Genomic DNA, 23,135 nt, shown 5'->3' with positions numbered 1-23,135 from the left:
ATGTGGGTTTTAATTGGTTTTTTAGGTTGGTTGTTTGGTTAAGGGTTTAGATTATTTTTTTTAGATTTATTGAAATTTATTTCATATCTTTGATTTGGTTATTTAAAAGGATTTAGTTTAGAGTTTGGGTTTGTATTTGCTTGTGTAGCTTTATCTTGCTTAATTGTATAGCTTTAACTGATGTTTGATTGGTTTTTGTTTTTTCTTGGTTGTTAGGGTTAAGTTAGTTTGGTTAGATTTGTCTTATATAGTTAAGTTTTTGGGATTAGTTTGTTAAGTCTTATTAGGGTGGGTTTTATATCTTGTTAAAAATTAATCTTTTATTTTTTTTTCTTTGGATGCTTTGTATGTTTTAACTTTGTTGTTTTAGCTTGTGAATAAATTAAAGAAATTTATTAAGATTTGGGTTTATTAAATGATTTATGAGAAATGTTTTAGGGTTAGCATTTATCAAGGTTTATTTTATAGTTTGATTAGGTAGGATTTAAAAGTTTAGTTGGTTGTACTTTAGCCCTATTTTAGTTTGTGATTAAACAATAAAAGTTTTTATTCAATATATTTTTTATATAATAAATGATAATTTAAAAAATGGTTTGTTTGATAGATGAGCATGAGAAGTTGTAACATAGAAGGAAAGATATGGAAGATTTTATCAAAGGGTTATCTAAAGCAGATCATAAATTTGAAAAAGATGCTAATGATGGTTTTAGCGATATAAATATATTTGAAGCTTTAAATGTTGAAGAAAAAGAAAATTATCATTCTAAATTTATAGCTTATTTGGTTGATATAGAAAAAGGACATTATCAAAAAAATTTTGCAAAAATATTTTTAGAAAAACTTGGTAAAAGTTTAAAAAATACTAAGTTTGAAAATTTAAACGTAGAAGATATAAAAAGTATAGAAACAGAAGCCTGTGTCAAAGATAATAGAAGAATAGATATTTTGATAACATTCAAAGATAAAAGATACATTATAATAGAAAATAAAATTTACGCAAAAGATCAAAAAAATCAATTAAAAGATTACATTAGCTTTATAAGAAAAAATATCAAAGATGTAAATGATTGCTATAAAAATATATTAACTATATATTTGCATCAAGATGCGGATATTAATCCCAGTTATTACAGCTTAGGCGGTTTTACTATAAAAGAAAATTTGATCAAAGATAAAAATGAAAATATCATGAGTTACTATTTGAAAATGGATTATATGTGGATTAAAGAATGGATTTGTCAATGTATAAAAATATATGAAAAAAAATCAATTAAAAATCAAAAATTCTCATCTGATATACAAAATATTATTTTTACTCTCAAACAATATAAAGATATTTTACAATGGTATATAACAAATGAGTATATTCAAAGAGATGATGTGTTGGAATTTATTTTTTCAAAAGATATAAAAACAAAAATGAAAAATTTAAACAATGCTATGATTTTATATAGATATAGCAAAAACAAATCAGAACTTAAAAATTTAAAAGAAGAAGATTATAAAAAAGCTAAAAATATCATTCAGTATAAATGGAATAGTATTTGCAAAACCATCTTGGAAGAATTTTTTGACAATTTTGAGCAAATGGAAATTAAAATAAGCGATATTGTTTTTCTTGCTAATAAAATAGAAGAAAATCGCGCCAATCGAGGCGTGTTAGTTTTTTATCCTAAAGATTATAAAAATGAGAGTTTATATCCTTGTATTTATCTTTATTTTCAAAAAAGTCGTTACGATACTTTTGGTTTAACATTTGAAATATCAAACGATGATGAAGATGTTGAAGATGAAAAATATAAGCAATGTTTAGAATTGTTTAAAGATACAAAAAAAGAAAATGTTAAAAAATACAAAGATCATTATTATTGCGATAAATTAATAAACAATCAAAAACTAGAAGGAGAATACGCTTTTATTTATTGGTTGATCGAAAATGAAAATCATGTAAAAGATTTTATTCAAATTTTAAATGATTTTTTTGAGAAAGAATTGGTAAAGAAGGCATATGAAGGCATTGTTAATAAATTAAATTCTTAAAAAATAAAAAACTTGTAGGGATTTTTTCTTTATCAAAAGTAAATTTTAGTAAAATAATAAATTATTTTTTTATTAAAGGTTGATGATGCTTTTTACTTTGCTTAATGAAAAAGAATTTTTAAATCCTTATTATCGCAAAAAGCCTATTTTAGAGACAGAATTAAACGATTTTGTTAAGATTTTAAAGGACTATAAAACCAACCTCGAAAACAATCTCAAAAACAACGAAGATTCCCTCGTGGCAAATGCATTAAGCAAATTTTTTGAAAGTTTAAATTTTGAATGTGAAGTCAAAAGCATACACAAAGGCAATAGCGGCATAGATTTAGCCTTAAAAAAAGATGGATTTACTCAAGTCATCATCGAAGCAAAAACGCCTCATTCTAAAGAATTTTTCACTCAAAACAAGCCAAATTGCAAAGCCTTGCAAGAGTGCATTTTGTATTATCTTCGCGAAAGAAAAGCCCTAAATTCATCGCTTAAGCATATCATCATCACGGATTTTTATAGTTTTTTCATTTTCAAGGCAGATTTATTTGAAGAGCTTTTTAACAAAAACAAGCATTGCAAAGAAGCTTTTGAAAATTTTGAAAGCAAAGCTTCTCTTTTTAAAGGCAATACCGATGAAATTTACAAGGAATTTGAAAAGCTTTTAAATTCAGATCTTTATCTTAAAAGCAGTTTGAAAGGAATTTTCATCGACTTAAAGCCGATTTTGGAGCAAGAAAAACCAAGCTTTAGCGAGTTAAAACCCTTGTTTAAAATTTTTAATAAAGCTTGTTTATTGGCCGAATTCAATCCAAACGACGCAAATTCCCTAAACAACGCGTTTTATAAAGAGCTTTTGTATATCCTAGGGCTTTGTGAAAACAAACAAAACTCAAAACTCATCATCGCCAAAAGCGAGGAAAGCAAGGAAGAGCAGGGTACTTTTTATACGGCTATTAATTCCAAGCTTAAAGAAGAAAATTTTGAAGTCATTTTAAAGCTTTTGATTTTATGGTTAAATCGTATTTTATTTTTAAAGCTTATCGAGTCAAATTTGGTGCGTTTTAATGATGATAAAAATTTGAAATTTTTAAATGTCAAAAAAATTCCAGATTTTGGTAAATTGAGCGAACTTTTCTTTGAAATTTTAGCTAAGGCAAAAGATGCAAGAAAGAAAAGCGAATTTGCTTATTTGCCTTACTTGAATTCATCTTTATTTGAAAAACAAAGCATAGAAAATACCCTTGAAATCGCAAATTTAAGCAACAATCTAAAGCTTGATTACTATAAACACACGGTGTTAAAGGATGATAAATGCAAGGCTAAAAAAGGACAAGTTGGGCTTTTAGAGTATTTGTTTGAATTTTTAGATAGTTTTGATTTTGGTAGCGATGATGAGCAAAGCGAAATTTTAAGCCAAAAAGAACTCATAAGCTCTAGCGTTTTAGGAAATGTTTTTGAAAAACTCAACGGCTACAAAGAAGGAAGTTTTTATACGCCAAGCTTTATCACTTCTTATATGTGTAAAGAAAGTATCACAAAAGTAGTTCTTGATAAATTCAACGCCAAATTTGATCTTGAGGCTAAAGACATAAGCGAGTTAAGAAAAGCTTTGAGAAAAGAAGACAAAAACGCACAAAAAGAGCTTTTAAATTCCATCAAAATTTGCGATCCGGCCGTGGGAAGCGGGCATTTTCTAGTTTCTGCTTTAAATGTGATGCTTAGCATTTATGATGAATTAAATCTTTTCGAAGAAGAATTTTACCTAGAGGTGCAAAACGATGAAATTCTCATCACCGATCGCAAAGGTGAATTTATAGAATACAAACGCCCAAGCACGCACAAAGACAAAGCGCATTTGATCCAACAAGAACTTTTTTACACAAAAAAAGACATCATAGAAAACAATCTTTTTGGCGTCGATATCAACCCAAATTCTTGCGAGATCACCAAACTAAGACTTTGGATAGAGCTTTTAAAGCATAGTTTTTATCAAGGTTTTGATGATGAGAATTATCACGATCTTAAAACCCTACCCAACATCGACATAAACATAAAATGCGGAAATTCTTTGATCGCGTATTTTGACACTCAAAAGTCTTTATCGCATTACCCTAACATCAAAGAGCGTATGAAAAAGTATCAACACATAGTTAAAGACTATAAGGAAGGATTTTACACCGATAAAAATCTCATCGCTAAAGAAATCAAAAACCTCAAAGAATCTTTTAAAAATTTTTGTCTTAAAGACAAATTTGCCAAAGAAATCAAACAACTAACCAACAACGCAAACGAGTATTCTAAAAAATACGGCGATTTTTTAGCCGATGAACATCACGATGAAAAATTTAAAAGCTTTTTTTCTAAAAATATGTTTGAATTCAGTTTTGATGAAAAAGCCGCAAGAAAAGAATTTAAAAAACTTTTAGATCTTTATGAGCGTATTTTTGAGCTAGAAAAATCACATCCTTTTGAATGGCGTTTTGAATTCCCTGAAGTGCTTGATGGTAACGGAAATTTTCAAGGCTTTGATCTCATCATCGGCAATCCGCCTTATATCAGACAAGAAGAGATAAAAGAGCTTAAGCCAAATTTAGCAAAAAATTATAAGGTTTATAAAGGCACGAGCGATATTTATACGTATTTTTACGAGCTAGGTTTTAACGTGCTTAAAGAAAACGGCGTCCTATCTTTCATCACATCTAACAAATACACTCGTGCAGGATATGGCGAGGCTTTGCGTGAATTTTTACTCAAAAATACTCAAATTTTAGAATACATCGATCTAAACGGCGTCAAAGTTTTTGATAGTGCCACAGTGGATACAAGCATACTGAGTTTTAAAAAACTAAAGCCTAAAGATTCTTATTTCAAATACCTTGCCTTAGATAATGAAAATTTAAAAACTTTTAATATCGCTTTAAATACAAATTTCAAAGAACTTCCGCAAAAATCCTTAAGTAAAGAAAGCTTTACTTTTAGCGATGAAAACATCAGTGCCCTAAAGGCCAAGATAGAGCGTATAGGCACTCCGCTTAAGGATTGGTATGGGCTTAATATAAATTATGGTATCAAAACCGGCTACAATGAAGCTTTTATCATCACCACTGAAAAAAAAGATGAGATTTTAGCAAATTGCAAAGACGAAGAAGAAAAAGAACGCACTGCCAAACTCATACGCAAAATGCTACGTGGACGCGATATAAAAAGGTATGCTTATGAATGGGCGGGACTTTGGATAATCAATACTCACAATGGATATAAAGATGAAAATAAAAACCAAATTCCACCTATAAATATAGCTGAATATCCAAGTTTAAAAAAACATTTAGATGAATTTTATCCACAATTAGAAAAAAGGGCTGATAAAGGAATTACCCCTTATAATCTTAGAAATTGTGCTTATATCGAAGAATTTGAAAAAGAAAAGATTGTTTATAGCGAAATAGTAAGGGAGCCTCAATTTTATTTAGATACAAAATTAAATTTTTATGCAGAAGCTACAAGTTTTGTTTTAACAGGGGAAAACCTAAAATATTTAATTGCTTTTTTAAATAATGAATTTGTAGCTTATATTTTCAAGGAGTTTTATGCAGGTGGAAATTTGGGAGAAAATGGCTTTAGATACAAGAAAGCATTTTTAGAAAAACTTCCTATACCAAAGATAAATTCTAAAAATCAAAAAACAGCTGACGAGTTAGCAACCTTAGTCGATGAGATTTTAAAAGCCAAAGAACAAGACAAAAACGCAGATACCAAAATTCAAGAAGACAAAATAAACACTTTAGTTTATAAGTTGTATAATCTCACCGAAGAAGAAATAAAAATCATAGAAGGGAAATAATGGATTTGGTAAGTAGTTTTTTATCTAAAAAAAATATCAATAATGAAGAAGATATAAAATTTGAAAATTATATAAAAGGTGAAGCAAAGTTAAATAGTGAAAAACAATATATTATAGAAAGTAGTTGTTGTTTTGATGGAAATAAAGATAATTTTAAGCGACATTATGACGAAAATAAGATTTTAGAAATACATTTAAATAATATGCTTTTTGAGCAATATTTAAGTTTTGATAATGTAAAAAAACTATCTTTGATAATTAATGATAATGTCAAATTTGATAAATTGTTTATTAATAACTGCAATGAATTATATTTGAAATTTAATGGGAGAGTTGAAGTTATTGATAAAATTAACATTAATAACTGTAAATTTAAACAAATATCTATCAATAATCATATAGATGGAAATATTGAATTTCAAAAATGTGAATTTAATGATTTTAATCTATCTGGCCTTTGCGATGTTGTCATAAAGGGTGATTTTAAATTTAATTTTTGCGAAGTCAAAGAAACAGCTAATTTTATGAATTTTAAATTTAAAAATAAAGCTTATTTTAAAATGTCTAAATTTAAAGACAATGTTTATTTTAATAATTCTCATTTTTATGATTATGCTAATTTTCATGAGTGCGAATTTGAAAAAACTGCTTGTTTTTATGGGGTAAAATTTGAAAAGGTTCCAAATTTTTCTCAAGTAATTTTCAAAGGAAATTTAAATGTTGTCAATGCAAATTTAAATTTTGATTTTGAAAATTTAAAAGAGAAAATTAATCAAGAGTGCGAAGAATTTAATAAAGATAAAAAAGAAGAAAATAAAAAATCTTTAGATAAATTTGCTAATGATTTTAGGGATTCTTTTAGGACTTTTAAAAATGCCTTGATAAAAGATAATAACTCCCTAGATGCATCAAATTTTCACAAATACGAGCTTTATTGTAAAGAAATAGAGTTAAAACAAAATTGGGATAAAAAAGGCAAAAATGTAGAAAATATGACAGATTTAGAAAAAAATATTTCGAGAATTCGAGATTTTGTGGATTTTTTACTTTTGGGATTTTATCGCAAACTTTGCGATCATCATACGGACTTTTTGCGAGTTTTTAATAATCTTATTTTATTGATTGCTTTGTATGTTTTGTTTATTTTTATAGGAGGATTTGAGTTTAATTTAGAAAAAAAATCCAAAGATTTGGATAAATTATCAAATATATTTTCTTTTTTTACAGAAGCTAAGCAAAAAATTTTAAATTTTTCATTTATACAACAATATTATGGCTATATTTTGATAATTTTTTGTATTATTTGTTTGATTTTTATTATAGTGACACTTTATAAGATTTTAAAAGATATACAATTAGATTTTATAAAAAACATAATTTTTAAAGATGGATTAAAAAGTTTATGGAATTTATGTGCTTATGTTTTTGCTTTACTGGTAATTTTACTTTATATAAATATCTTTATTCCAAAGAGTCAAAATAATTTAACGATTTTATCAAATATAGGGATATTTTTTGCATTTTGCATTTTTTATTTGTGGATAGTATATTTAAATTCATTATTTTTTAGATATATTCTTATAGTTTTTAGTTATATTGTTACTATTTTTGCTATGGGTAAAAATATATTTATTTTAAATCCTTTAATTGGAAAGCTTGTTTATGATAAAATATCTTTTGATAATCCTTTATTTATACATTTAACATTTGCTTATACTATACTAATGGCTTTAGTCCTTTTTTCACTCCAAAAAACCGCACGTAAAAATTCCATAGTGCCAAGTTGAAAACAAATGAAAGTCAAGGAAATACGATGAAAGATGAGGGATTAAATGGATAGAGTGAAAAGTTGTTTTTATATTTGTTTTATATCTGATAAATATAAAAATCATATTAAATAAATTAAAATTATATTACTATTTAAAGGTAGAACAAATGTCACAATTTACAAAAGAGGAGCAAGACAAAATATTTTTAGCCTTATCTAAAAATTTTAATATTGATATAAATTGTATTTTTTATCAGCTTGTTCGAGATACTTCTTCGCCGACTTCTTACGAGTGTTTTTGTATTAGAGGAGTTAATTTTAATCATGTATATTTTTCATCATTTAATGATATTCCGTTGTGTTTTGAAGAGTGTTGTTTTGAATTTATTAATTTTAATATTAAAGAAGTAAAAAATGTATGTTTCTTTAGAAAATGCAAGCTAAACACTATTACTGCTTTAGGCGTAAAATTTGGTCATTTTTTTGAAATAAGTGATTGTAATATTGATAAATTAAATTTTTACGGACACTCTGAATTCTATGCATATGCTAGAATATATAGTAATAAAATAAATGAAATCTTATTATATTATATTAAATTTCATAAAGTTGATTTTTCAAAAAATATTTTTTTAAAACCTTTCACTCCACACAATGTTGAATTTTTAGATAATGTAAAATTTGATTTTTGTAGCTTTCAAGATCAAGTATCTTTTTATAAGGTTTCCTTCGGTAAAAATGTTAGATTTAGCGATGCTTATTTTAATAAAAAATCTATTTTTTCTAGGGCGTATTTTAAAAAAGATGTATATTTTAACAATGTAAAATTTTTAAGTGGTGTAAATTTTAAAGAATCATCTTTTTTTGGAAAAGCATATTTTTCTTTTGCAAATTTTGGAGAAGTAAATTTTAGCAAGGCTATTTTTTATGATATCGCTAATTTTTATAATACAATTTTTAGCGAAACTCCGAATTTCTCCCAAGCGATTTTCAAAGGAAATTTAAATGTTGTCAATACGAATTTAAATTTTGATTTTGAAGATTTAGAAAAGAAAATCAATCAAGAGTGTGAAGAATTTAATAAAAATAAAAAAGAACAAGATGAAAAATCTTTAGATAAATTTGCTAATGATTTTAGAGATTCTTTTAGGGTTTTTAAAAATGTCTTGATAAAAGATAATAATTCCCTAGACGCATCAAATTTTCACAAATGCGAGCTTTATTGTAAAGAGATAGAGCTAAATTCTAAAAAACCTAAGAAATTTTCTAAAGAATGGTTGGATAAATATCAACTTATGTTTTATAGAAATCTTTGTGATCATCATACAGACTTGATTTTAAATTTAAGATGGTTGATTGTAATTGTAGGTTTCTTTGCTTCTATTTTGTTTGTTTTAAAGTATGGAAATGGGAATTTATCTGAATTCTTTAGCATAGACAATGATTTGCTTAAAGTATTAAAAAATATTCTAAATGTGAAAGCTTTAAATGATAGCAATGCTGTATATTTAATCTTTATGTATTCTTTTATAGGCTTATTGTTTGTTAGAACTTTTTTTATTTTATATTATGCGGTGATTTGTTTTTTTTATATCACGATAAGTCCTTTTAATCTGTTTCAAATGGTAAGTTTTACTTTCAAATCTCGTCAAGCTTGGTTAGAAAATATAACAATATTTTTATATATTTTTTGTATAAGTTTGGTTGTCTTTTCACTCCAAAAAACCGCACGAAAAAATTCCATAGTGCCTAGCTAAATTTTAGGTTTAGCTAGAAAATACACTCCATTAGCGATCAAAACGCAAATAAACATTACTAAAGCAAGGATTATCGGTGTATTTGCATTTATGGCACCGACGATGTAAGAAATCGTCCCAGCAAAGCCAAATTGCATAGCCCCAAGTATAGCTGAAGCTGTTCCGCTATTTTCTTTAAATCTTGCCATGGCCAAAGTCACAGTATTTGGCGCGATAAAGCCAAGCATAGCTATACTCGTAAAAAGGCTAAATTCAAAAAGAAATAAATTCGGGAAAAAACAAGCATTTACAAGCAAAACAATCGTCGATAAAAGCATAACCACCAAAGCTTTAGAGAGAATTTTTTTGCTTTCAAATTTTAAAACCAATCTCGCATTGATATTAGCACAGATGACAAATCCAAAGGCATTGGCTCCAAAAATCAGTGCAAATTTTTGCTCACTGATGCCAAAAAATTGCGTAAAAACAAAACTCGATCCAGCGATATAAGCAAACATCGCAGCCAGTGCGAAAGATACACAAATAACGCAGATGAAAAAAGCTTTATCGCTAAGAACGATTTTGTATTTTTTAAAAGCCTCATAAGGGCATAATTGTTTTTTATCAGCAACTTTGGGTGCGGATTCTTTAAGCCCAAAAAGTATCATTAAAAAAAGCGTGATCCCAAGGGCAAACAGCGTAGCAAAAATACTATGCCAAGAAAAATACTCAAGCAAAAATCCACCAAAAGTAGGTGAAAGCATAGGTGCAAGAGAGCTAAAAACCATCATCAAAGCAAAAATTCCCGTCGCTTCTTTGATCTCAAATAAGTCATTAATGATCGCTCTTGCGATCACAACTCCAGCACATCCTCCAAGAGCCTCGAAAAATCTTAAAGCGATAAAAGCATAAATATTGTCAATGATCACGCAAAAAAAGCTAGAGAGTATGAAAAACAAAATTCCTATTAAAGCAGGAATTTTTCGCCCAAAAACATCGCTTAAAGGCCCATATATAAGCTGCCCTAAGGCAAAAGCGATGAAAAAACTCGCAAGGCTTAATTGGGTTAAAAAAGAACTCGTTTGAAAGCTTTGTTGCACGTGAGAAAGCGCAGGCAAATACATATCCGTAGAAAGTGGCGCTATGCTTGACATCAAAGCAAGAATAACAATAAGTTTTAATTTTTTAAAGCCGTGAATTTGTGTTTGTTTTTGCATAAATTCCCTTTTTAAAAAGTAAAAAGCTATAATTTAATATAATTTTTATAAAAAATCCATTTAACAAAAGGAAAGAATTTGCAAAATTTTCAAAATGAAAAAATAAAATGTCCAAATTGCGGAAATTTTATCGATATTAGCTTGGCTTTATACACTCAAATTTTAGACAAAGCTAAACTAGATATGCAAAAACAAAAGCAAGAATTTGAAAAAGAAGTCAATGAAAAAAGGGCGGAGTATTCTAAAATTTTATCCGAGCTAAAAGCGCAAAAGGCCGAACAAGAAAAACTCATTAGCGAGCAAGTTAGCCAAAAGCTTGACATCGAAAAACAAAAAATCGAACAAGAAGCACTTTTGCAAAAGCAAATTTTTCAAAAAGATTTTATGGAGAAATTCGCTAAAGAACATGAAAATGAAAAGAAAATCATGCAAGAAGAGCTCGATAAAAAAAGCAAAGAACTAAGCGAACTTTTGACTTTAAAGGCTGAAAATGAAAGGCTAAAAAGAGAACAAAAAGAAAATGAAGAAAGATTAAAATTGCAAATCAAAGAAGAGGCTTTTAAAGAATTTAAAGAGCAGGAAAGAAAAAATTTAGAGCTAGAAAAGGAAAAAATTCGTCTTGAATTTCAAAGCATAAATGAAGAGCAAGATATAAAATTTAAAGAACTTGAGATCAAATTTAAAAGTGTCACTCAGGAACTTGATGCAGCAAAACGTAAAGTCGAGCAAGGCTCACAGCAACTTCAAGGCGAAGCGGCGGAACTACTCATCGAAGAATATATCCAAAATGAATATTTTAGTGATGAGGTTAAAGAAGTGCCAAAGGGTGTTAATGGGGCGGATTGTTTGCACATCGTTAAAGATGCTTTTGGAAATACTTGTGGCAAGATTTTATACGAGAGCAAACGCACTAAAGAATTCAATAAAGAATGGCTAGATAAATTAAAACTAGATAGCATAGCCGCAAAAAGTGATATCGCGGTTTTGATCACAAAAACCATGCCTAAAGATAAAGAAAAAACGCATTTTAAAGAAGGAATTTTAATCTGCACTTTTGCCGAATTTAAAGGCGTCTTAGCTGTGCTTAGAGAAAGCATAATCAATGCTTACAAATTAAAAAATGCCTTGCAAAATAAAGATGAAAAAAATCATATTTTATATGAATATCTAAATTCTAAAGAATTTAACACTCAAATCACTTTCATACTGAAAACTTACCAAACCATGAGAGAAGAGCTTGAAGCTGAAAAAAGAGCCTTGCAAAATATATGGAAAAAAAGAGAAAGAGCTATAGAAAATCTAAGTTTTAATTCTACAGCTATTGTAAGTTCGTTAAATGCGATATTTAGTGATTTAAAAGGTGAAAATTTAATCGGTGAAGAAGGGATTAAAAGTCTTGAAAATTTAGCAAAAGAAGATTGATTTGGGAGAGCCCCAAATCAATTATTCTCCTGGAAAATAGTTTGGATTTTTCCAAGGTCCGTATTTGACTTTGATGTATTCTTTAGGATCTAAATTTTGTTGTGGTGAAGCAAAATATTCAGGTTTTAAGGACGGAGATTTGCTATAAGCGGTGTCAAGTCCTGCGCGGTTTTCTGTTGTAACGATCGGCATTCTTACAAAGCCTGTATTAACATAAGCTGCGATATCTAAAGCATCGCCATCACTTAAGATCGGATTGTCAGCACTTGCACCAAAAGGCATAGCAGATTTTAAAAATCTTGCTAAAAATGGGATCATAGCCATGTGTCCGCCATCAGGATAGATAAGCAATGATGGATATAAATGCCCAGTGCCTTTTTCATAGTTTGCATTTTTGACCCCTAGTCCTCTTTCTCCATGACAAGCGACGCAATTTTCTTCAAAAAGTTTTTTGCCACGAACTGGATCAGCTGGGCGATTTGGGAAATTCATTTTAGCAAAAAATTCACCTTGTAATTTCACTCCATCTTTGATACCATAGGCACTTTTTAGCCATTTAAAATACGCTAAAATCGCTTTCATTTCTTTAGAGTTATCAGGGAAGCGATGAGAATCAGTTCCGCCCATGCCACGAATTCTATCTTCTAAAGAAATGATTTTCATGGTTTCTATGTCTAATCTTGGATAATTGTTCATAACATTTAAAAATGGGATCACGTATTTTTTCGTGCCCGGTAAGCCATTGCCATCATTATCCATATGGCAAGAGATACAATTAACCTCATTGCTTGTTTTTTTGAGTTTGCTATAAGGCCCTAAGGTGCTTTCTGTCTTGCTTAAAAGTTTAATACCATAGCGGATTAAGTCTCCTTCTTTGCCTTTTGGTACGTCATTGATGCTTAAATTTTTATTTGGCCATTCTTGTTCAGGTCTGTTTGAAAGCTCTTTAAAATAAGCAACCCCTTCTTTGTCATTGAGTTCTTCGCCTACTTTATAATCGCTTACATTTTTTGCATTTAGGCTTAAACCTAAACAAAGGCTTAATAATAAAACATGTTTTTTCATGAGTTTTCTCCTTAGTTTTGGTTATTTTATTCCATTTTATCATATTAAAACTTAAATACTAAGTCTAAGTATTTAATATTACAAATTTTTAAGTATGGATTATATCGACTAAAGAAATTTATTTTTGATGGAATTTAAATTTTTTTCTAAAATTTCAAAATTATCTTTTAAATTTTGACTAAGATCGATAAAGAAAGGATTTTGCAAAGTTGCAATAAGAAAATAATTGTTTTTATTAAAGATATGATCTAGAGTGAAATTTTTGTTTTTAAGTTTAGTATAGATATTTTTTTCATCATTAAAATCATGTTTTTTGTTTGAATTTAAGCTCTGGAGTAAAATTCCACAAAAAAAATCTTTGTTTTCACTGATAAATTGCACATCATAGATTTTAAATTCCTTAAAATCAAAGCAATTTTGGCTTTTAAAATCTTTTAAATCTGAAACAAATTCCAATTTTAAAAAATCTTTTTGACTTAAGCCCTCTTTTTTAAATTTAGCCCCATAGCGTTTAAGAAAAAGATTAAGAGCGTTAATTTGTAATTCTTTTTTAGCAAGAATAAGTTTTTTAGAAGTAAAACGAAAGAAAAAAATACCTACAAATACGGCTAAAATAAGAGATATCACCGCATCTCTTATAAAAACAAAAGCTAAAAATAATACAATCAAAGACTCAAAAACGCTTAAAATTTTTAAAATTTTCAAGCGTTTAGATATGAGAATTCTTTGATTTTCTAAAGCATCCATTAAGATTTTGCTTTTTCCATTCTTTTTCTTTGGGTTGGATCAAGATAGCGTTTGCGTACGCGGATATTTTGTGGAGTTACTTCTACGAGTTCATCTTCTTCTATCCACTCTAAAGCCCTTTCAAGACTTAATTTTCTAGGCGGGACAAGTTTTATAGCGTCATCGCTTCCGCTGGCTCTAACATTGGTTAGATTTTTACCTTTGATAGGATTTACATCCAAATCATTTGGGCGAGAGTGTTCTCCTATGATCATACCGGTATAAACTTTAGTTTGTGGATCGATAAAAAGCACACCGCGTTCTTGGAGATTAAATAAAGAATATCCCAAAGCCACTCCATTTTCCATAGAGATCAAGGCGCCGTTATTTCTTTTTTCAACAGCACCGCTAAAAGGACGGAATTCTAAAAAGCTATGATTCATCACGCCTTCACCTTTGGTATCGGTTAAAAATTGAGATCTAAAGCCTATAAGCCCACGAGCTGGAATTTCAAATTCAAGTCTTGTTTGTCCATCTCCTGTTGGTGCCATTGTTTTCATTTCAGCTTTTCTTTTGCCTAGTTTTTCTATCACAGCACCGCTAAATTCTTCCGGTACATCAATCACTAAATGTTCAAAAGGTTCGGTTTTTACACCATCTTCTACTTTTACAATAACTTCTGGTCTTCCCATGCAAAATTCAAAGCCTTCTCTACGCATATTTTCAGCTAAGATGGTGATTTGAAGTTCGCCCCTACCGCTGACTTTAAATTTACCTTCGCCTGTGCTTTCATACTTCATCGCGATATTTGTTTTCATTTCTGCTTCTAGGCGTTCTGCGATTTTATTTGAAGTAACATGCTTGCCTTCTGTTCCTGCTAATGGGCCATCATTGACCGAAAAAACGATACTTAGTGTTGGCTCTTCTATATGGAGTGGATCAAGTGGCATAGGATTGTTAGGATCTACAACACTATCACCAACATCTAAAGCTTCAAAACCAGCTATTGCAACTATATCACCACTTTGTGCTTCATCAATATCCATTTTTTCTAAGCCCATAAAACCTATAAGTTTAGAAATTCTACCATTGATTTTTGTTCCATCAGCTTTTGCAAGCATTACATTTTGATTTTTTTTCACTACACCATTAAAAATTCTTGCAATTCCTATTTTACCTACGAAATTATCATAGCCAAGGGTGAAAACTTGAAGTTGTAAAGGATTATCATTTGTACCACTTGGCGCAGGAACTTTTTCAAGAATAGTTTGGAAAAGTGGCTCCATATTGTCACTTTCATCATTAAGATCTAATTTGGCATAACCATTTTTTGCAGCCGCATAAACGATAGGAAAATCAAGTTGTTCATCATTTGCATCAAGTGCCACAAAAAGATCAAAAATTTCATTGATCACTCTTTCAGGATCGGCTGCTGGTTTGTCGATTTTATTGATCACAATTATAGGTTTAAGTCCTAAAGATAAAGCTTTTTTAACTACAAATTTAGTTTGTGGCATAACGCCTTCTTGGGCATCAACTAAAAGTAAAACCCCATCAATCATTTTCAAAACACGTTCTACCTCTCCCCCAAAATCGGCGTGGCCTGGGGTGTCTATGATGTTTATTTTTGTTCCTTTATAATCAATGGCAGTATTTTTTGAAAGTATGGTTATACCTCTTTCTTTTTCTATATCGTTACTGTCCATTACGCGTTCTGAAATTTGTTCTCTTTCGCTAAAAGTCCCTGATTGCTTAAGCAATTCATCTACCATTGTTGTTTTGCCATGATCAACGTGTGCAATAACAGCTATATTTCTGATATTTTCCAAAAGATTCTCCATTATTAAATTCAAAAGTTAAGATTATATAAAAATTTTGCTTAATTTTAGAAAAATAAAAAGTTGGAACGCTTCTTGCTTTTATTTTGACAAAATATTATTTTTTTAAAAGGAAATTAAAATGTCAAAACCATTAAATGAAGATTTTTTTGTATCATTAAATTTAGATTTGATTGATAGAAAAAATGAAGCTTTGCTTCAAATTTTAGATCTTTTAGAGGTTTTAAAGTCAAACAAAGATGAAAAAATGGCAAGAATTTCAAGTGAACTTTCAGAAATTTTAGAAAATGAAGAAAATTTTGAAAAAATCACACAAGCAAAAAATTTAGATGAACTTTTAGAAATTCTTATTCTTTTAAATGATAATAAAATGATTAAAATTTACGAAAATTCATATTTAGAAGAAAGATTTCCTAATTTGGCGGCAGATAAATTTTTAAAATAAACTAAGGAAAAATCATGTCAAATGTAGCCCAGCAAAACGATGTTTTAAGTCTTGTACCTAGTAAAACTTCATCGAGTGATTCTTTTAGTAAAACAACAAAAACAAGTCAAAAATCTAATACAAATAAAGAAGAAAATGTCACTCAAAACGCAGAGAATGATAGGGAGAATTTTTTAAATTCTTTGCTTAATTCCATTGATGAAACCAATGAATTTTTGCCCGATCATATGAAGATCAGCGAAAAAGAAGTAGTAAATGAAGCGATCAATAAGCTTCAAAAGGGTTCATTTGATGATAGTGATAAAATCAGTATTTTTGAATCAGCATCTTTTATGCAAATTCTTTCCTTGCTTGATAAATTAAAAACAGATACCGCAGATATTAAATTCGCAAATCTTTCAAGTCAATTAAGTCAGCTTGTAAAAACTGAAGCTAATTTTAATGCTTTAAAAGGCGCAAACAATCTCAATGAGCTTTTAGACATTGCTAAGGATTTGGGTTTAAATGTGAAAAATATTAAAGTAGATCGTTTGCTTGATTTAAAAGCTACTTTTCCAAATCTTGATAAAGCGGATTTTTTTAAAGGTGCTGTGGATAATGTTTTTAAAGAAATCATTAACAATAAAATTGCTTATGTAAGTAAAAATTTAAATCAAAATTTACAAAAAAATAATACCCATAAAAAAGATGATAGTTCTTTGCTTTCTCGGACTTTAAAGAATTTAGATTCAATTATCAAAGGTCAAGAAAATGAGAAAACAAAAATCAAAAGTGATAAACTTGAAACTTTAAACACCAAAAAAGAGTCAATTCAGCTGGATGATCTTTTAAAAGATATTAAAAATAATAAAAACAATGAACTTGGCACAGATCAAGAAAACATGAAAGATATTTTAAAAAATTTAAACAATCAAGAAGACAAAAAGCAAAATATTTCAAAAGATCAAATGCAAAATTTAGAAGAAGTAGATCTTTCAAAGAATTTAAAAGAACAGAGCAAAAAAAGCGAAATTCAAAACATAAATTCAGATAAAAATTCCAATAAAGAAATACTCAAAGATTCTCAAAATCTAAGTTCTAATCTAACCCCTAAAGATCTGACTTTAAAAGACAATAAAACTAACAATCAAGATTTAAAATTGAATTTAAATGATCAAAAAGTTAATTTCGAAAATTTAAATAAAACTCAAGTGGTGCAAAATAAGGATAATACACATCTTAATACCAAAAAAGAAGAAACAAAAAATAATTTCAATCTTGATCAAAATAAAAATCATCATGATGAAATGGCTAATAAAGTTGGTTTAGAGGATTTAAATTCTTTAATAAAAGATTTAAGCAAAGTCAATCAAAATAATGCTAGAAATATCACGCCAAAAGAGACTTTACAGTATTTCTCTAATGATCTTAAAGAGGCTATGGAGCATTATAAAGCACCAATTACAAAATTAAGCATCACGCTTAATCCAAATAATTTGGGTGAAGTTGAGGTTACTTTGGTGCAGAGAGGAAGCAATCTTCATATTAATTTTAACTCTAATACTAATGCTATGAATTTATTTATGCAACATCAATCCGAGTTTAAAAATTCCCTTGTTAATATGGGATTTACTGGACTTGAAATGAATTTTAGCGATCAAGGAAAAAAAGAACAAAATCAAAACAAAGGTAAAAATCGTAGCGGATATGGCTTTAAAGATGCCATAGAAAACAATAATGAAAAATCAAATATTAATTTGGAACTCGTTTTAGCAAAATATTTCTAAAGTTGGAATACTTTTTGCTTTTAATTAAAAAAGACTTAAATATAAAAAGGATTTTATGATGGCAACAACAAATTGGAATAGTAATCTTAACTGGACACCAGTCGGCAATAGTTCAAGCTCCACAAGCAGTTCAACAAAGACTGATAGTTCGAGCTCTACAAGTAGTAGTAGTTCTGGTATAGTCAGTAATCCAAATGCAACCTTAGATAAAGATGCGTTCTTAAAACTTCTTTTGATTGAGTTGCAGCATCAAGATCCAACAGATCCTATGGATAGCGATAAAATGCTTACTCAAACTTCACAACTTAGTGCTCTTGAAATGCAGCAAAATACAAATACAACTATGCAAAAAATGGTTGAGACTATGCAAAAGCTTTCAGATTCGTTTTCAACTAGTATGAGTACTTCGGCTATAGGGGCTATTGGAAAAATGGCGACTGTTAACAATAATACCATTAAGCTTACAGGTTCCGATGAGGTAATCGCTTTAAAGATGTATTTGCCTGAAGATTCTGACAATAAAGGTTTAACGCTTGAAATTTATGATAAAAACAATAAATTAGTTTATTCTGAAAAGAGTAGTGAAGGTCAAGAGGTTTCAAAGGGACTCTTTACTCTAGAATGGCCAGGTAGAAATAATGATGGTGTTTATGCTGGAGATGGTGAATATACCGTTAAAGTGGTTTATAATAATAAAAATGGAGAGAAAATCACTGCAAATTATGGATCATATCCTATAGAGTCGATTAAATTTGTTGATGGGGTTGCTTATGCTAAAATGGGAGGTCAGTATGTAAGCTTTGATGATATTGCTGAAATTTCAGATTATAAAACTTCAAGCAATTCTACCGTGCAAACTCCTGAAGAAAAACCAGAAGAAAAGCCTTCAGAAACACCTTCTGAAGAAGAAAAACCTTCGGATAGCACAGATTCAGATGATTCGTCTAATACTGAAAAATATTTTAGCTAAGGTTTTTAGCCATGATGAATGCGTTTTATAACGGAATTTCCGGAGTTAAGAATAATAGTTTTGGTATCGATGTTACCGCTAATAATATAGCCAATGTTAATACAACCGGTTTTAAGCATTCTGACGCACAATTTAAAGATATATTTTATAGCACTATTACTAGTCAATCAACCAATCCAGCTCAAGGTGGTTATGGTGGCGGTGCAGCGTCTTCTCAAGTAAGATTTGAGCAAGGTTCTGTTGTCGCTACAGGCGGTGAATTTGATGTTGCTTTACAGGGAAAAGGTTTCTTTGGTGTTTTAGGTGCTGATGGAAACGCTTATTATACAAGAAATGGATCTTTTAGAAGAGATGCAAATGGATATTTAGTGGATTCTTATGGAAACTTTGTTTTAGGCACAATGAATCCTGCTTTTGGTGGAATCACTTATAGCGATAGAGTTGCGGGATTGATGGGAGATTATCTAAATACTGGAGTTCCAGTTAATAGTGGTTTTACAGTCAATTCAAATAATGCTTTTGATATAGGCATGGCTACAACGCAAAGACCTATACAAGTTCCAACTAATATGTATTTAAATCCAGAGCCAACTAAAAACGTAAAATGGAGTGGTAATTTAAGCACAAATACAAGCAAAGAAGTTGTAAAAGTTGATGTTGATCCTAAAAAATTTACTCTTGCTAAAACAGAAGATGGTAAATATGTAGTCAGTGGCAGTATAAGCAAAGAAGATGTTTTTAGCGCTAAAGCAGGAGATAGAGTCCTTTTAAATTTCGTTGATGATCAAGGGGTTAAAACGAGCTTTGAGGCGACTTTAGATGAGAATTTAAGCTTTAAAAGCAATGAATTAGATTTAAAGGGTTTAGATCCTAATAGTGTAAAATTAAGTTCTGTTCAAGTTTCAACCGAACAAGAAAAAGCAAATAAAGATATCTTAGAAGCACCAATTTATAATGCTGATGGAAGCAAAAGTGTTCTTAGGGTGACCTTAGAAAGAATTTTGCCTCAAGAAGGTGACAATATTACTTACAAAGCAACCGCGCAAATTTATGATTCTAATGGTAAAGCTGTTGGCAATCCAACTGAAGGAAATATGGTATTTGATAAAAATGGAGCTTTATTGCAAAATAATATCACCAGCATTGCAAATCCTAATGGCGGAAATATTAATATAGACTTGGGTTCGCCTTATGATCCAAATAAGCCAGGATCAGGATATAGTGGAATTTATGTGCAAGCAGGCAAAGAAAAAAATATCATTACTCAGCAAGATGGTTTAGCAGAAGGCTTTTTTCAACAATATCAAGTCACAGATGATGGTAGTGTAGTTGCACAATTTAGCAATGGAAAAAATGCTGTTGTGGGAAAACTTGCACTTTATAATTTTATCAATGAGCAAGGTTTAGCAGCCATGGGAGATAATATCTTTGCAGCAACTGCTAATAGTGGAGATCCAAGCTTTATCTTAAAAAATGGACAAGTGGTAAATACGGCTAAATTTAAAGGAGGATATTTAGAGCAATCCAATGTTGATTTAAGCGTTGAACTATCTAATCTTATAGTAACTCAAAAAGCTTTTGATGCAAGTTCTAAAAGCATTACAACTAGCGATCAAATGATACAAAAAGCTATCAGTATGAAAAGGTAAATTAAAAAGAATTTACCTTTTTTAATTCTTCATAATTGGATTTTAAATCTTCTATTTCAATTTCATTATAATGGCTTGATCGCAGTTCTTGTTTATCTTCTATTTTCCCTATATATAAATTTTTTTGAAAATCGTTTGAAGATAAAGTGTATCTAATCTCTTCTTTTTTTGTTTCAGTTTCAAATAACAATAAATTATCATTGCCGATTTCTTGTGTATTGATATAGATATTAGTCGTTTGTTGCATTTGCTCTAAAGAATTTATTTTTGTATCAATTTGAAATTTCAGTTTAATAAATTTAGCATACAAACTCGTTAGATAATTATAATCATTAATTTTTGAGTCATACGCCCTTATAAACTCAGCTTGGACAGGTAAAGGATCTTGTTCTTTTTTTGCTTGTATAGCTCTTGCTTGATTATTGATTAAATGATTATAAAGATTTTTTGTTCTTGCCGTGATTGTAGCAAGGATATTTTGTACTTTTATGCTTAAATTTTTTAAATTTTCACATTCTAAATCATTGTTTTTAAGATTGCAAATAATCGTATTTTTAGTTTTTATACAGTCTGATATCACTAATTTTTTATCAGGATATAAAGTGTTATCAGTGAGAAGATTGCAAATATAGATATTTTCAGCTTTAATTGTGCCTCCTATACAATTTTCTATATAAACATTTTTAGCTTCTACTGTGCCATTTTCTAAATTTTTGACATACACATTTTCTGCTTTTATATAGCCTTTATGGATAAAAATAGAAGAATTTTGTGCATAGATCAAGCTTTTTTTATGTGTAAGTCCTTTGACAGTTAGATTTTTTGTGTGAATTTCAGTTGCTCCAACGTTTCCATTGACTTTGATATTAGAAGCTTTAACATTAACAATACCTGATTTAATTGCATCATCATTTAAGTCATGGTTGCAAATTTCTAGTTTTATATCTTCTTGAGTATCTGTTTTAATAGATCCTGTAGTTTTTAGCCCCACTTGTCTTGTTTTAATGTCATTTGTGATGCTGTAACCTATGCGATCTTTATTTAAAAAGCCATAATAATTGCTAAAATATCTTATTCTATCTTCTAATTCTTGTATATAAATGCTTTCATCTTTAATATTAAAAGGATTGCCATGAAATTTAACAGGATTTAAATTAATGATAGCTCCTCTTAAATTTCTACCTTCTTTGCCATTAATTCTAAAGATATATTCAAATAATAATTCATCTTTTTTGATAGGTTTGCAAAATTTTCCATCATCATAATTTTGCAACGAAGAATCATCATTGATTTCTTGGTGATAAACAATTTTATCGCTTTGATTGTCTATTTTATCAACTCCTTTTGCAAGAGAACATTCTAATTCTTGGGCGCCATTTCCATTTTCATGATCTTTTATAAAATCATCGAGCATTTTAAAGAAATTTTTTTCAAATCTGATGATTAAAATTTTTTGTTTCGCCATTGTTTTATAAATAGTTTGTAAAATATCTTTTTTAAGATCAGCATAGTAAGAAAAATTTTCTCTACATTTAACATGTACTTTAAGATGTGTTAAAGCTGCATCGCTTTTTAGGAGCACTGCGAAATTATTTTGAGGTTTTTTAGGATGAATTTCTATTATGAATTGTTGTATCATAGTATCATAGTTTTTTACAAAAAATTCATCAGAATAAAATAAATCAAAATCTTTTTTTTCATAAATTTTACGCTTCGCTGGTTTTTTATTAGAGCATATAAGTTTAAAATCAATTATGGAAAAATCCAACGCTTCTTGGGAATTTTCTTGTTCAAATTTGAGGCTTTCAAAAGGATCTAAAGTTTCTAAAATTTTATTCATAGTTTTACTTGCTCCTTAATGCTTTCAAATTTTTGATTTAAAATTCCAAAATTTTCCTTAGGATCAAATTCGTCCAAATGGATTAAGATTTGTTCACAAGTTTCACATCGTAATATACTTTCTTTGCTTACAAGTTCTTGATGGATTGTTTCTGGAACTTTATGGATGCGCAAAGAGCAATTGCAAATATAATCATGATTTTTTTCTTTACTTAGATCCAATTTAATCGATTTTAATTTAATATAGTGTTCCAAAGTGTAATTGATCTCTTTTAAATGTATAGCTTTGCTTGTAAAATTAGATAGCCATAAATCTTCATTGGCAAAGTGATCAAAAACCCAATCTTTTGTTAATATTGAAAGTTCTTCAGATAGTTTAAAAATATCATTAGAATATTTCAAAAGATCTTTAGCCCGTTCTAATAATACCTGATGAGAGTATTTATGTTCCTCTATTAAAGGAAAATCTATGCTTTCCATAAATTTTTCTTCTTCTTTGAAATGAACTTTAGCGTATTGAAACAATTTAAGCAAAACTTTTTTTAGTTCTTCTTTAAGTTCTTCAGACTTATCTATATGATTATCTTTTATTTTTTTTGCCAAGTGATGTGCGATATCGGCAATATTAAAAATAAGTTCATGTTGTTTATCTAATTGTAGATTTTTAATACTGAAATTGTTATCCCATTTTACCATTGTATTTACTCCAAACTAAGTAAATGCTTAATTTTTTAAGCAATTTATAGGGTTTAAAAATAGAAAAATAATTTTTATATTTTTTGACCACCTTTAATAAACGGATTGCTTTTACAATCCGTTTAT

At 29.0% G+C, this 23,135-nt stretch carries 15 protein-coding genes; 9 read left to right on the top strand and 6 right to left on the bottom strand.

Annotation, left to right across the window (positions count from 1 at the left end; genetic code table 11):
* The first annotated feature begins 639 nt into the window (after positions 1–639).
* The 4 genes from H2277_RS07480 to H2277_RS07465 all read left to right on the top strand — a co-directional run bounded on the left by H2277_RS07480 (position 640) and on the right by H2277_RS07465 (position 9,397).
* Positions 640–2,040 (top strand): PD-(D/E)XK nuclease family protein, encoded by a 1,401-nt coding sequence (locus tag H2277_RS07480; RefSeq protein ID WP_337201711.1) that lies wholly within the window; start codon positions 640–642, stop codon positions 2,038–2,040.
* Positions 2,041–2,125: 85 nt separating this feature from the next.
* The gene (locus H2277_RS07475; protein WP_337201710.1) at positions 2,126–5,872 is read left to right on the top strand and encodes an Eco57I restriction-modification methylase domain-containing protein; all 3,747 of its coding nucleotides are present in this window, start codon (positions 2,126–2,128) and stop codon (positions 5,870–5,872) included.
* Positions 5,872–7,659, top strand: a complete 1,788-nt coding sequence (locus H2277_RS07470) for a pentapeptide repeat-containing protein (RefSeq protein ID WP_337201709.1) — start codon at positions 5,872–5,874, stop codon at positions 7,657–7,659. Before H2277_RS07475 ends, H2277_RS07470 begins: the two co-directional genes overlap by 1 nt.
* 148 nt (positions 7,660–7,807) lie before the next feature.
* Positions 7,808–9,397: a pentapeptide repeat-containing protein gene (locus H2277_RS07465; RefSeq protein ID WP_337201708.1), complete on the top strand. Its 1,590-nt coding sequence runs from the start codon at positions 7,808–7,810 to the stop codon at positions 9,395–9,397.
* Here H2277_RS07465 and H2277_RS07460 read toward each other — a convergent pair.
* A complete protein-coding gene (locus tag H2277_RS07460) occupies positions 9,394–10,593 on the bottom strand; it encodes a multidrug effflux MFS transporter (RefSeq protein WP_337201707.1) in 1,200 nt (399 codons plus the stop codon). The two genes, H2277_RS07465 and H2277_RS07460, sit on opposite strands and share 4 nt — an antisense overlap.
* A 78-nt stretch (positions 10,594–10,671) precedes the next feature.
* On the opposite strand from H2277_RS07460, the gene H2277_RS07455 reads away from it, so the two are divergent.
* The gene (locus tag H2277_RS07455) at positions 10,672–12,015 is read left to right on the top strand and encodes a DUF2130 domain-containing protein (RefSeq protein WP_337201706.1); all 1,344 of its coding nucleotides are present in this window, start codon (positions 10,672–10,674) and stop codon (positions 12,013–12,015) included.
* Between the two features lie 21 nt (positions 12,016–12,036).
* Here the strand turns inward: H2277_RS07455 and H2277_RS07450 are convergent, their stop codons facing one another.
* From H2277_RS07450 to typA, 3 genes are all read right to left on the bottom strand, one after another.
* On the bottom strand, positions 12,037–13,080 hold the full coding sequence (locus H2277_RS07450; RefSeq protein ID WP_337201705.1) for a c-type cytochrome: 1,044 nt from the start codon (positions 13,078–13,080) through the stop codon (positions 12,037–12,039).
* A gap of 108 nt (positions 13,081–13,188) precedes the next feature.
* Entirely contained in the window at positions 13,189–13,827 is a 639-nt protein-coding gene (locus tag H2277_RS07445) for a poly(A) polymerase (RefSeq protein ID WP_337201704.1), read from the bottom strand.
* Positions 13,827–15,635, bottom strand: a complete 1,809-nt coding sequence (gene typA / locus H2277_RS07440; RefSeq protein WP_337201703.1) for a translational GTPase TypA — start codon at positions 15,633–15,635, stop codon at positions 13,827–13,829. The genes H2277_RS07445 and typA overlap by 1 nt, the downstream gene beginning before the upstream one ends.
* Positions 15,636–15,765: 130 nt before the next feature.
* On the opposite strand from typA, the gene H2277_RS07435 reads away from it, so the two are divergent.
* From H2277_RS07435 to H2277_RS07420, 4 genes are read left to right on the top strand one after another with little or no spacing between them, the layout of a single operon-like run.
* Positions 15,766–16,089, top strand: coding sequence for a hypothetical protein (locus H2277_RS07435; RefSeq protein ID WP_337201702.1), 324 nt, complete (start codon positions 15,766–15,768; stop codon positions 16,087–16,089).
* Positions 16,090–16,103: 14 nt separating this feature from the next.
* Entirely contained in the window at positions 16,104–17,855 is a 1,752-nt protein-coding gene (locus H2277_RS07430; protein WP_337201701.1) for a flagellar hook-length control protein FliK, read from the top strand.
* A gap of 55 nt (positions 17,856–17,910) precedes the next feature.
* Entirely contained in the window at positions 17,911–18,825 is a 915-nt protein-coding gene (locus H2277_RS07425) for a flagellar basal body rod modification protein (protein ID WP_337201700.1), read from the top strand.
* 11 nt (positions 18,826–18,836) lie between these two features.
* Complete coding sequence (locus H2277_RS07420; protein WP_337201699.1) at positions 18,837–20,474, top strand: flagellar hook protein FlgE; 1,638 nt, start codon at positions 18,837–18,839, stop codon at positions 20,472–20,474.
* 1 nt (position 20,475) lies between these two features.
* Here the strand turns inward: H2277_RS07420 and H2277_RS07415 are convergent, their stop codons facing one another.
* On the bottom strand, positions 20,476–22,314 hold the full coding sequence (locus tag H2277_RS07415) for a flagellar assembly protein A (RefSeq protein WP_337201698.1): 1,839 nt from the start codon (positions 22,312–22,314) through the stop codon (positions 20,476–20,478).
* Positions 22,311–23,009, bottom strand: coding sequence for a hemerythrin domain-containing protein (locus tag H2277_RS07410; protein WP_337201697.1), 699 nt, complete (start codon positions 23,007–23,009; stop codon positions 22,311–22,313). The genes H2277_RS07415 and H2277_RS07410 overlap by 4 nt, the downstream gene beginning before the upstream one ends.
* Positions 23,010–23,135: the final 126 nt, after the last annotated feature.

Origin of the sequence: Campylobacter sp. W0014 (assembly GCF_020135975.1) — a bacterium.
Classification (GTDB): domain Bacteria; phylum Campylobacterota; class Campylobacteria; order Campylobacterales; family Campylobacteraceae; genus Campylobacter_D.
This window is presented reverse-complemented; position numbering and strand designations above follow the sequence as displayed.